Here is a 12,143-nt window from a genome sequence, read left to right as displayed (position 1 = left end):
GGTTTCACGGTTGTCGTTAGGCTCGCAGCATGAACCTTCGTTTCCTTCCCCTCCTTGTCATCGTCACCGCCACCGCCTGCACGCAGCCGCCCGCCAGCAAGAGCACGCGCGAGCACTACTTCCTCACGCAGGTGAAGCCTGTGCTGCAGGAGCACTGCCTGAGATGCCACAACGGCAGCCTGCCGCCGCCCTCGCTCAATCTCATGACGAAAGTCACCGCCTTCAAGCGCAGCGCCAGCGGGCGCGACTACATCCTGCCCGAAGACCCCGACTGCAGCCTGCTCATCAGCGCCGTGCAGCGCGGCGGCACGCACCCCAAGATGATGCCGCGCACCGAAGTGAGCCTCACGGATGATCAGATCGGCATGCTGCGCGAGTGGATCGAAGACGGTGCCTACTGGCCCGAAGGCGAAGCCGGTACACTGCATGCGCAAAAGAGCGCAGAGAATCCCTAAGCACACCCGCTTCTCGTGCGTTCACCTGGTCTCATCATCACAATCATATTGACGGCCAGATAATTCGTATGCGCACAAAAATACCGCCACATGCTGCAAAGCGAGTAGCAGCATGAAGCCGGTACCTCCACTATCATTCCATGGGCAAAGAATTCAGCATCACACCACAGACTGTTCCACACGTCGAAACCAAGCATCGCCGCATTTGCACGCCATTGCCGCACCCGGACTCCGTTCCTACTCTGGAAAAGCTGCGTCACTTTGAACCCCAGTCCATGCGCGGCATGCCGCCCATCGTGTGGGACAAGGCCCTGGACATCCACATCTTCGACAAATACGGCAACAAGTGGCTCGACTGGAGCAGCGGTGTGCTCGTGACGAATGCCGGCCACGCCGCGCCTGAGATCTGCAAGGCCATGATTGATCAGATCAGCAGCGGCCTCATTCACAACTACGTCTTCCCCAGCGAGGAGCGCGCCGAAGCCGCCGAGATCATCGCCTCCGTTTCCCCGGATGGCTTGAAGAAAGTCTTCCTCCTCAGCACCGGCAGCGAGGCCACCGAGTGCGCCATCAAGCTCAGCCGCAGCCACGGCATCAAAGTGGGCGGGAAAGAGAAGATCGGCATCATCGGTTTCACCCGCGGCTTTCACGGCCGCACGCTCGCCAGCCAGCAGGCCGGCGGCATGGCCGGGCAGAAGGCGTGGATCGTCAATGAAGATCCGGCCATTCTCAATGCGCCCTTCCCGGATGGTTACTGGACCGAAGACATCAGCTTCGACAGCTTCCTCAAAACCATCGCCGACAAAGGACTCACCGGAGCCAACATCGCAGGCGTCATCATCGAGAGCTATCAGGGCGTGGGCCCCGACTTCGCCCCGGTGGAGTACATTCAGAAACTCCGCGCCTGGTGCGATGAGCACAACGTCGTGCTCACCTTTGACGAAGTGCAGGCCGGCTTTGGCCGCACCGGCAAGTTCTGGGCCTTCGAGCACTACGGCGTCACGCCGGACATCATCTGCTGCGGCAAAGGCATCAGCAGCGGCATGCCCCTCAGCGCCGTCATCGGCCGCGAAGCCATCATGGATCAGTTCCCACCGGGCAGCATGACCAGCACGCACACCGGAAATCCCGTGTGCTGCGCCGCCGCCGTGGCCAACATCAAAAAACTTCTCGACGAAGACCTCACTGGCAACGCCGCCCGCCTCGGCCCCATCCTGCTGGAGCGCTGCAAGGCCATTCAGAAGCGCCACCCCAGTGTCGTCGGCAACGTCACCGGCGTCGGCCTCGTCGCCGGCATGCAGATCATCCACCCGGACAAAAAGGAGCCGAACCACGATCTCGCCCATCGCATCATCGAGCTCTGCTACCAGCGCGGCCTCCTCCTCTTCGCACCAGTGGGCGCCTGGGGACAGACCGTCAAAATCTGCCCGCCGCTCACCGTCACCGAAGAAGCCCTCATCGAAGCCTGCGACGTGCTGGATGGCGCTGTGGATGATGCTGTGGCCGGGAAGTAGGGCAGGGAAGTCAGTCATCGCTATGAGCTGCGCCATCGGGTCATGCCGGGCGCAGCTCTTTGCTTTGAATACCTCATGGCTGGGAGCGCCGATATTTTATCGGCTCCGGGCGAGCGTCCCTGCATCTTCATCACGGAAAGAAGCTCACACGAAACACGGCGCACGTCCGTGCTGCGGCGCCATACCCAGAGCCGGTTAAAAACCGGCGCTCCCAGCACAGAGTGCCGTGCCATTTGAACATTGAAGGGCCATGCGTTTCTACCGCAGAGGAGCAAAGGAGCAGAGATTGAATCCATTCTCTGCTCCCTCTGCCTCTTTGCCCCTCTGCGGCAAACTCGAACGTTCAAACCGCACCCGATGGGAAATGAGCCCGCCATAGCACCGAACAACAGGTGCAGTGGTGTCTTGACCCTTCCTGGCTCTCGGGATATTCTCGCACCATGCCTGCCGCACCCAAACCTCTCCGAGTTCGCGCTCTCCAACTGCCTGCGAAAAAACGCATGAGCCTGGCAACGCTGCTCCTGGAGAGCTTTGATGACGAACCTGGACTTGACCGCGCCTTGCTGACCGAATTGAAGCAACGCGCCGCCGATCTCCGCAGTGGCAAGGTGAAGGGGCTAAGCACCGAAGCTGCCTATGGCTTTTCGCTATAAGCTGACGCACCACCCCGCTGCTGCTGCGGACTTTCAATGCGCAAAGGATTACTTTGCGGAAATTGATGAGGATCTTGCGGGATTGTTCCAAACGGATTTTCGTGTCGCACTGCGCGGGATCGCGACAGGACGACTTGTCAGTCATCTTTATGCTGCAGGCAATGAGGTTCGCTGGGTGAAGCTCAAACGGTTTTCACACAAAATATTCTTTGTATCTGAAGGCGAAGACGAGCGCTTCATTCTGGATGTGGTCAGTGGTCGAAGGCATCCCACCCGTATTCGGTTCATGCTGAAGGGGCGTCGGAAATCGAAATAGCTTGATCAACATCACTCCCGCAACGTCCCCACACGGTTAAACTTCGCCAGCCCCAGCGCCTTCACCGCCGCCGCCGTGCAGCGCTCAAGAGCCTCGCATCTGCTCGTTCCTCATGGGGCCGTCACCGACAGCCTGGTGAACTTGGCCGTCGTGCCATTGATTGGGATCACCGCTTTGACCTGCTGCGTCGTGCCGTCGTCGCTCAGCACGGTTTGCGTCACGCCGGTGCTGCTCCAGCTTCCCGCCGCCAGCGTGTCGCTCCATTCCACGATGAATGCAGCGCCAGAATTGGCAGCCGCCGTGCTGCGTGAATAGTTGAACTCAAAGTTCGCGCCATTGCGCGCCGTCGTGAAGGGCGCTGTGCTCCGTATGGTGGGATCGAGCAGGCAGGCCCACTCGACCAAGTTGGGGATGCCGTCGTTGTCAAAATCCGCAGCGTCTGCCATGGCTCCGGTGGTGGCCGTGGTGCCAAAGTAAGTCTGCCGCCAGCTTTGGAGGCTGGTGGGTCGTGTCACCGTCACCACATAGGTCTTCGTCGTGCTGCCATCTTGGGCGGTGACCATCGTGGTGATGGAGTTGTCGCCAAAATTCAGCGCGATGGGACTGCTGGCGCTGCCAGAGGCCACGGCTGCACCGCCGACTGTAATCACGGCATGGCTCTCGGCCACCGTGGGTGTCAGCGAGAGGGTGCTCGTGGTGCTGGGCACGCTCATCGTGTAGCTGGTGGTGCCGCTGGCAAAAACAGGGTTCAAGGCACCGCTGTCCACGGTCAGGCTGGCCAGATCAGCATTGCTGCTCAGTGTGGTGAAGCTCAGGTCCCCGCCGCTGCCGCTCCCTGCTGCGTTCACGCCCGTGGCGCGGAAGTGATAAGTCGTGCCGGGATCGAGGCCCGTCACCATCATGCTCACCGCCGTGGCGCTCGCACCCGTCACGGTGGCAGGCGTGGCAGTCACCGTCGTGCCATAAGCCGTGGTGGGGCCGTACTCAAAAGAGACCGTGGTGCTGTTGTTATTGGCAGTCACCGTGCCATTCAGCGTCACACTCGTGGCGGTGATGGACGCTGCCGCGAGGCTTGAGACTTTCGGCACCGGAGGTGCTGCTGCCAAGGCCAGCGTATGCAGGTCAGCGGAACTGCCGAAGAAACCGGTAAACACCTCGGCAGAGGTGAGTCTGGTGCGGTTCACCTCCACGGCCACCAGGTCGTTGTTCGTGGTATTGTCACCGACTTGTCCGCTGCTGTTCAGCCCCCAGCTTGTCAAAGTGTTGTCGGAGGTCTGAGCCAGACTGTGGAAGGCCCCCGCCGCGATGGCAGTCACTGTTTTGCCAAACAGGGCCGAAACGCCACTGGCCGTGTTCACTGGCGTCGGTGCCAGACGGTTGGTCGTGCTGTTGTCGCCTATCTGACCTGAGGCATTGTTTCCCCACGCCGCGAGGCTGCCATCGCTGCAAAGAACCAGACTGTGAGAAAAGCCGGCGGCGAGGCCTGCCACGGTTTTGCCAGCGAGGGATGAAGTCCCGCTCACAGTGTTCACTGCCACTGGGAAGCTGCGGCTGGTAATGCTGTTGTCACCGACTTGACCTGAGGTATTGAGGCCCCACGCGGCCAGCGTGCCGTCAGAGCAGAGTGCCATGCTATGACCGCCACCTGCGGCTATGGCCACCACGGTTTTGCCAAAGAGTATCGAGACGCCGCTCGTGGTGTTCACGGGCACGGGGGTGGTGCGGGTGGCTGTGCCGCCTACGCCCAGCTGGCCATTGTTGTTGTAGCCCCAGGAAGCCAGACTGCCGTCAGAGCACAGCGCCAGGTTATGGGAGTACCCCGCCGACACCGCCACCACCGTCTTGCCAAACAGAAATGAGCCGGACGAGTTGCTTACCTGCACGGGCAAAAACAGCAGGTTCCCCGTGGTGCCATTGCCGAGCTGGCCCAGGCCTCCGCTGCCCCATGCAGCCACCGTGCCATCCGAGCATAAGGCCAGGCTGTGGATAGACCCTGCTGAAATGGCGATCACTCTTTTTCCGAACAACGCGGATCCGCTGGTCGTGTTCACCAGCACCGGCAGAGTGCGCTGAGTGCTTGTGCCATCACCGAGCTGGCCAGAGCCATTGTTACCCCAGGCTGCCAGAGTGCCGTCAGCGCACAGAGCCAGCGTGTGTGATCCCCCCACTGCTATCGACACGATGACCTTGCCAGCCAGCACGCCTCCGGCATACGCGATCACCGGCAGATTGCGTTGGGTGGTGGTCAGGTCTCCCAGTTGCCCGTTGGTGTTCGAGCCCCAGGCGAAAGGCCGGCTGTTTGCCCACACCAGCACCAGATCATTGCCAGTGCCCCCATAGTAGTTGGCCACAAAGTTGTAAGTGATGCCATTGTAGCTCAGCGTCACGGACTGTCCTTGGGACAGATTGCCAAACGTTCCGCTGATGAAGCCCAGTCCCGTGTTGTTCACCACGGTCAGATTAGTGCCCGTAGCGGGCGTGTAGTTGAGCGCAAAATTCACCGTGCCACCTGTCGCGGTAAAGCCGTTGCTGGTCAGCGGCACATCGGTGGCGCTGGAGTAGGCAGCGGTCAGCGGGCGGGAGACCGCCAGCGTGTACGTCCGCGTGCTCACGCCATCAGCTGCGGTGATCACGAGGGCGATCGTGTTGCTGCCATAGTTGAGTGAGATCGGACTGCTGGCAGAGCCTGAGGAAACACTCTGCCCGTTGATCTTCACCGTGGCACTGCTGTCCGTCCAGCCCGGGGTGAGACTCAGGGTGGCCGATGCGCTCGGAACCGTCGCCGTGTAAGCCGTCGTCATGCTTGCAAAGGCAGGGCTCAGCGTGCCGCTGCTCAGGCCCAGGCTGGCAAGGGTGGGCCCAAAGGCGCGCATCACGGTCAGTGTGTAGGTCTGGACCGTGATGCCGTCCTGCGCCGTGACGACGATGCTGACGGTGTTGCTGCCTTCCGCCAGGCTGATGCTCGCACTGGCACTGCCCGAGCTGACCGCCACTCCATTCACTTTGACCTTCGCGTTTGGTTCCGCCACCGTCGGCGTCACTTTGATGGAGGTGGTGAGGTAGGGGACATCGGTTGTGTAACTGAGCGTGCCTGAAACGAGGGCAGGGGACAGCGTTCCCACGCTGGGCACAAGGCCGGCCAGGTCCGCATTGTTGCTCAGAGTCGTGAAGGTCAGGTCATTGCCATTGATCGTGCCGGCGCTGTTCACTCCATTCACGCGGTAATGGTAGGTCGTGCCAGGCTGAAGTCCTGTCAGAGTGGCGCTCACGGAGGTGGGGATGCTATCGCTGACCTGCGCGGGTGTGGCTGCCGCCGTATTTCCGTAGGTGGTCGTGATGCCATATTCAAAGGAAACGGCCATGCTGGTGTCTGCCGCCACCACAGTGCCGTTCAATGTGGCGCTGGTGCCGCTGATGGCCGCAGCCGTCTGAGTGCCCACGGCGGGATAGGCCGGTGCCGCCACCACTGCCAGACTCCACTCATACGCTTCGGAACTGCTGGGCAGAATGGAAAATTGCTGGCCTGCGACCAGAGCGCCGGTGCTGACCAGCACGGGTGCATTGCGCTGCGTCGTGGTGCTGTCTCCCAGTTCACCAAAAGAGTTGTCACCCCAGGCAGCCAGGGTGCCGTCAGAGCACTGCACCATGCTGTGATTCTGGCTCGTGATCAGGTCTACAACGGTCTTGCCATAGAGTGCTGAGACTCCGCTGGCGGTGTTTACGGCGACGGGCACATTGCGCTGTGAAGTGCTGTTGTCCCCCAGCTGGCCCTGACTGTTGTTCCCCCAGCCTGCCACGGTGCCGTCACTGCACAGGACGGTGTTGTGATTGGGGCCCGCTGACACCGCCACCACGGTCTTGCCATAGAGGGCTGAGACGCCGCTGGTGGTATTCACTGCCACAGGCACCTTGCGCGTCGTGGATGTGTTGTCTCCCAGCTGCGTAAAACCATTGTATCCCCAGGTCGTCACTGTCCCGTCGGAGCACAAGGCCATGCTGTGATAACTTCCTCCCGCCACCGCCACCACAGACTTGCCATACAGCGCGGACACGCCGCTGTCCGCATTCACGGCCATGGGCACGAAGCGGGCCGTCGTTGTGTTGTCTCCCAGCTGACCGTAAAAATTGTGCCCCCAGGAAGCCACAGTGCCGTCCGAGCAAACCGCCAGCGCGTGCAGCCCGCCTGCCGCCAATGACACCACGGATTTGCCATACAGGGCGGAGACGCCGCTGTCGGTGTTCACTGCCACGGGCACGTTGCGCTGCGTCGTGCTGCCGTCCCCCAGCTGACCGGAGCTGTTGCTGCCCCACGTGGCCACTGTGCCATCAGAGCAGAGTACCAGGTTCCAGTTGCCGCCAGCCACCACGGACACGACCGTCTTGCCATACAAGGCCGAGATGCCACTGGCGGCGTTGACTGCCACCGGGACAAGGCTTGCCGTTGTGCTGTTGTTGCCGAGCTGGCCGCTGGTGTTGTCTCCCCATGCGGCCACCGTGCCGTCAGAGCACAGCGCCAGGGCATGATTATAACCTTCGCTGACAGCGATCACCGTCTTGCCTGTCAGCACCCCGGCTGCTGAAACCGGCATGGGCAGGGACCGGCTGGTCTTAGTGCCGTCACCCAGCTCACCTTCGTTGTTATAACCCCAGGCAAAGACGCGGTTGTTGGCCCACACCAGCACCAGATCATTGCCCGTGCCGCCATAGTAGTTCGCCACATAGTTGTAAGTCACCCCGTTGTAGCTCAGTGCCACCACCTGCCCCTGCGCCAGATTGTCGAACGTCCCTTGGATGAAAGGCAGCCCGGTATTGTTCACCACCGTCAGGTTCGTGCCGGTGGCCGGGGCGTAATTGAGGGCGAAGTTTACCGTGCTGCCCGTGGCGGTGAATCCATTGACGTTCACCGGCACCTTCCCGGCAGAGGGGAACGTGGCAGCAAGACTGGCTGACAGAGTGCGGTACACACTCAGGAGATAGATCTGCGTCGTCACACCATCTTCGGCTGTGACAACGGTGCGGATCGTGTTGTCGCCATAACCCAAGCTCACGGTTGCTGCACTCCCGGAAGCTACGCTCATGCCATTGACTGTGAAGGACGCGTTACCATCGCTAAGTGTCGGGTTGAGGGTGATGGAATCAGTCTCACTGGAGACATTGGCGGTGGAATAGCTGCGGGTGCCGCCCTCAAAGATTGGGCTGAGTGCGCCTGCGCTCGTCGTCAGATCGGAAAGGCCCGCATCGTTGTTCAGCGTTGTGAAGGTCAGGTCACCGCTGGTGTAGCCTGTGCCGCCAATTCGAAAGTGATAAGTGGTGCCAGGAGTCAATCCCGTGAGCGTGGTGCTGACCGGATTGACAATGCCTCCGGTGACTGCGCTCGGCGTGGCGGCCACCCTGCTGCCGTAGGCCGTGGTGGTGCCATAGTCGAAAAAAGCCGTCACATAGCCATTGTTGGGATTCACCGTTCCATTCACCGTAGCACTGGTTCCACTGACCCCGGTCGCTGCCAAAGCGGCGAGTGTGGGGGGCGGTCCGGCGACCAAGGCGATGGCTTGTGCAGTATTGGAAAGGCTGCCAGGACTGCTCAGTCTCTCGGCAGCAGCAAGCGGGGTAGTCTTCACCGTCACCGCCACATTGCTGTCAGTCGAGCCACCGTTGCCGAGGTCGCTCCAGCCGTTGGACCCCCAGCCCGTCAACGTGCCATCTGCACACAGAGCCATGGAGCAAGTGCCGCTGTAGCCGCCCGCCGCGATGGCCACCACCGTTTTACCGTACAGGGCTGAAACGCCGCTGGTTGTATTGACCAGCACTGGTGAATAGGCGTAATTTGTAATGTTGGTCCCGAGCTGACCGTAGTTGTTGGAGCCCCAGGATATCAGGGTGCCATCGGTGCAAAGCGCCATGGTGTAGCCGTTGGCCGCCGCGAGGGAGGCCACGGTTTTGCCATACAATGCTGAGACGCCAAGCGTTGTATTGATAGCCACTGGAACGCCCCCAAATGAAAATCCCCAGTTCGTCAGCGTGCCATCCGAACATAGTGCAAGAGCATGGTGGTAGCCCGCGCAGATCGACACCACGCTTTTTCCGTAGAGGGCGGAGATGCCGCTGGTCGTATTGACAGCCACTGGCACGGGGCTGTTGGTGCTGCTATTGTTGCCGAGCTGGCTGTAAACATTGTATCCCCATGTGGCCACGGTGCCATCCGTGCACAGCGCCATGCTGTAACCGCTGCCTGCGGCAACGGCGACCACTGATTTGCCGTATAAGGCCGAGATACCGCTGGCCGTGTTGACTGCCACCGGCACCAGGCTGGCTGTGGTACTGTTGATGCCCAGCTCGCCATATCCGTTGGATCCCCAGGCGACCACGGTGCCATCCGAACACAGGGCCAAACTGTGGCTCTCCCCGGCGGTGATCGCCACCACGGTTTTGCCATAGAGGGCGGAGATGCCGCTGGTGGTGTTGACCAGGACAGGTGTGCTGCTGGAAACGTTCGTGTTGTTGCCCAGGTTGGCTCCTGCTCCCCATGAGGCAATCGTTCCGTCTGAGCAGAGTGCCAGGTTAAAGTACCTGCCCTCTGCCAGGGCAATGATTGTCTTTCCCGCCAATACTCCTGTGGCCGTTACCGGCACCATCACGCTGCGTGTTGTGGTGGTTCCATCACCCACTTGACCCGCCAGATTGTTCCCCCAGGTAAACGCACGGTTGTTCGCCCACACCAGCACCAGGTCATTGCCCGTGCCGCCGTAGTAGTTGGCCACGAAGTTATAAGTCACACCATTGTAACTCAAGGCTACCGTCTGCCCCTGCGCCAGGTTGTCGAAGGTGCCGCTAATAAAGGGCAGCCCCGTGTTGTTCACGACCGTCAAATTCGTGCCGGTGGCTGGTGCGTAGTTCAGCGAGAGGTTCACGGTGCGGCCCGTGGCCGTAAAGCCATTGCTGCTCACTGGTACATGGCTGGCTGATGCATAGGCCGCTGGTATGATACCAGGGATGCTTTGCGTCACAGTGAGCGTGTACTCCTGCCTAGTCACTCCATCTTGGGCGGTCACAGCGATGGTAATGACATGGTCACCAATACCCAGACTGATCACTCCGCTGCCACTGCCGGAAGCTACCGCGGTACCATTGACAGTCACTGTAGCATTGCTGTCTGCCAATGTGGGAGTCACGGTGATCGAATCCGTCATGCTGCTCAGGCTGACGACGTACTGTTTGGTTCCAGAGGTGAATGCTGGGCTCAAAGATCCCACGCTCGGCACCAAATCGGTGAGACCGGCATAGTTGTTAAGTGTGGTAAAGGTTTGATCAGCGCCGATGCTGCCTGCAGCCCTGAGACGGTAGTGGTAGGTCGTTGCCGGCGTCAATCCGGTCAGCGTGGCACTTGCTGCCGTATAAGCCCCTCCTGTGATCGTATCGGGCGTGGCGGTAAGGCTGCTGCCGTAGGCAGCGGTGGTGCCGTAGTCAAAGGAAACCATGGTCGTGCCATTGTTTGGATTCACTGTGCCATTCAAAGTAGCACTGGTGACACCAATCGTGGTTGCCGCCAGAGTCACCAGAGAGGGGGACGGTTCGGCGACCAGCATCAAGCACTGCGCCATCGGGCTGCCACGGTAAGGAACGGTTGGCCTCTCGTCAGCACCTAGCGGGCTGGTGTTCACCACCATCGGCACCGGGCTACCTGTGGTGCTGTTATTGCCCAGATCACCGTAAGTATTGTAACCCCAGGTCACCATGCTCCCATCCGAACACAGGGCGCCGGAGCTCGAGCCGCTGCGCCCCCCTACGGCTATGGCCAATGCCGTTTTTCCAAACAGAGCGGAGACACCGCTGGCCATGTTTACAGCCACAGGCGCATTGCGTTGGGTAGTAGTGTTGTCTCCCAACTGGCCGTAAGTGTTGTCGCCCCAGGCCGCTACGGTGCCATCGGAGCACAATGCCATGCTGTGAGATTGGCCGGCAGCCAAAGCTATCACGCTTTTGCCATAAAGAGCGGAGATGCCGCTCGTGGTATTTACGGTCACGGGCGCATAGCGTGTTGTCGTTGTATTGTCCCCGAGTCTGCCAGTGTAGTTCGCCCCCCAGGCGACCACGGTACCATCGGAGCATATCGCCATGCTGTGGGAGAGGCCTGTTGTAAAGCTTGTCACGGTCTTCCCATAAAGGGCGGAGACGCCATTGGCGGTGTTGACTGCCACCGGCACCATGCGTGTTGTCGTCGTGGTGTCCCCCAGTTCGCCATTAAAGTTGGAACCCCAGGAAACCAATGTGCCATCTGAACACAAAGCCATGCTTTGATAGTTGCCTGCCGCGATGGCCACTGCTGTTTTGCCAAAGAGGGCGGAGACGCCACTGGCTGTGTTCACTGCCACGGGCACGCTGCGTGATGTCGTGGTCTTGTCTCCCAGTTCACCATACCAGTTGTAACCCCAGGCGGCAACGGTTCCATCTGAGCACAAGGCCATGCTGTGTGAAACTCCCGCCATCACCGCCACAACGGTCTTGCCATACAAGGCGGAGACACCACTGGCTGTGTTCACTGCCGCCGGCACATAGCTGTCTGTGGTCGTGTTGTTGCCAAGCTGGCCGCTAGAATTGGCCCCCCATGCGGCAACGGTGCCGTCCGAGTATAGCGCGAGACTGTGATAAGGGCTTTGCGACAGAGCCACGATCGTCTTGCCCCCCAACACGCCTGTCACCATAACTGGCACCATCAAACTGCGCGGAGTGGTGGTGCCGTCGCCAATCTGGCCATTGCCATTGTTGCCCCAGCCCAAGAGACGTTGATTCGCCCACACCAGCACCAGATCATTGCCCGTGCCGCCGTAATAGTGGGCCACGTAGTTGTAAGTCACTCCTCCAAAGCTGAGCGCCACAGCCTGCCCCTGAGCCAGATTGTCGAACGTCCCGTTGATGAAGGGCAGCCCGGTGTTGTCCACCACGGTCAGGTTCGTGCCCGTGTCTGGTGCAAAGTTCAGGGTGAAGTCCACCGTGTTGCCCGTGGCCGTGTAGCTGGCCGCCGTCACTGGCACATCGCTGGCGGCATTCCAGGTGGCATTGACTGCCGCAGTTCCTGCCGGGAGGGTGCATGCAAGGAAGATGTAGACCAGGGTTAGATAAAAACTGCGGATGGCGGGCATGAAAAGGTTAGGCTGAGCCTCGCTGATCTCTCATGGAGCTTAGTCCTTTCATCAATCTATTTCCTGAG

5 protein-coding genes are annotated in these 12,143 nt (G+C 60.5%); 4 read left to right on the top strand and 1 reads right to left on the bottom strand.

Annotated elements, in window-relative coordinates; all coding sequences use genetic code 11:
• Positions 1-29 precede the first annotated feature (29 nt).
• From AC3RLQ_RS08425 to AC3RLQ_RS08410, 4 genes are all read left to right on the top strand, one after another.
• Positions 30-455, top strand: a complete 426-nt coding sequence (locus AC3RLQ_RS08425; RefSeq protein WP_493036129.1) for a c-type cytochrome domain-containing protein — start codon at positions 30-32, stop codon at positions 453-455.
• Positions 456-595: 140 nt separating this feature from the next.
• Entirely contained in the window at positions 596-1,969 is a 1,374-nt protein-coding gene (locus tag AC3RLQ_RS08420; protein ID WP_493036127.1) for an aspartate aminotransferase family protein, read from the top strand.
• Between the two features lie 440 nt (positions 1,970-2,409).
• A complete protein-coding gene (locus AC3RLQ_RS08415) occupies positions 2,410-2,622 on the top strand; it encodes an addiction module protein (protein ID WP_493036125.1) in 213 nt (70 codons plus the stop codon).
• Positions 2,606-2,938, top strand: coding sequence for a hypothetical protein (locus AC3RLQ_RS08410; protein WP_493036123.1), 333 nt, complete (start codon positions 2,606-2,608; stop codon positions 2,936-2,938). The genes AC3RLQ_RS08415 and AC3RLQ_RS08410 overlap by 17 nt, the downstream gene beginning before the upstream one ends.
• Positions 2,939-3,048: 110 nt before the next feature.
• Here the strand turns inward: AC3RLQ_RS08410 and AC3RLQ_RS08405 are convergent, their stop codons facing one another.
• A complete protein-coding gene (locus AC3RLQ_RS08405; RefSeq protein ID WP_493036121.1) occupies positions 3,049-12,075 on the bottom strand; it encodes an RCC1 domain-containing protein in 9,027 nt (3,008 codons plus the stop codon).
• Positions 12,076-12,143: the final 68 nt, after the last annotated feature.

Source organism: Prosthecobacter sp. GW821-HT29F12, assembly GCF_058803405.1.
This window is presented reverse-complemented; position numbering and strand designations above follow the sequence as displayed.

What these genes read in the sequence shown, in the direction of transcription:
- AC3RLQ_RS08425 (WP_493036129.1), top strand. Translation starts at nt 30, where the DNA reads ATGAACCTTCGTTTCCTTCCCCTCCTTGTCATCGTCACCGCCACCGCC.
- AC3RLQ_RS08420 (WP_493036127.1), top strand. Translation starts at nt 596, where the DNA reads ATGGGCAAAGAATTCAGCATCACACCACAGACTGTTCCACACGTCGAA.
- AC3RLQ_RS08415 (WP_493036125.1), top strand. Translation starts at nt 2,410, where the DNA reads ATGCCTGCCGCACCCAAACCTCTCCGAGTTCGCGCTCTCCAACTGCCT.
- AC3RLQ_RS08410 (WP_493036123.1), top strand. Translation starts at nt 2,606, where the DNA reads ATGGCTTTTCGCTATAAGCTGACGCACCACCCCGCTGCTGCTGCGGAC.
- AC3RLQ_RS08405 (WP_493036121.1), bottom strand. Translation starts at nt 12,075, where the DNA reads ATGCCCGCCATCCGCAGTTTTTATCTAACCCTGGTCTACATCTTCCTT.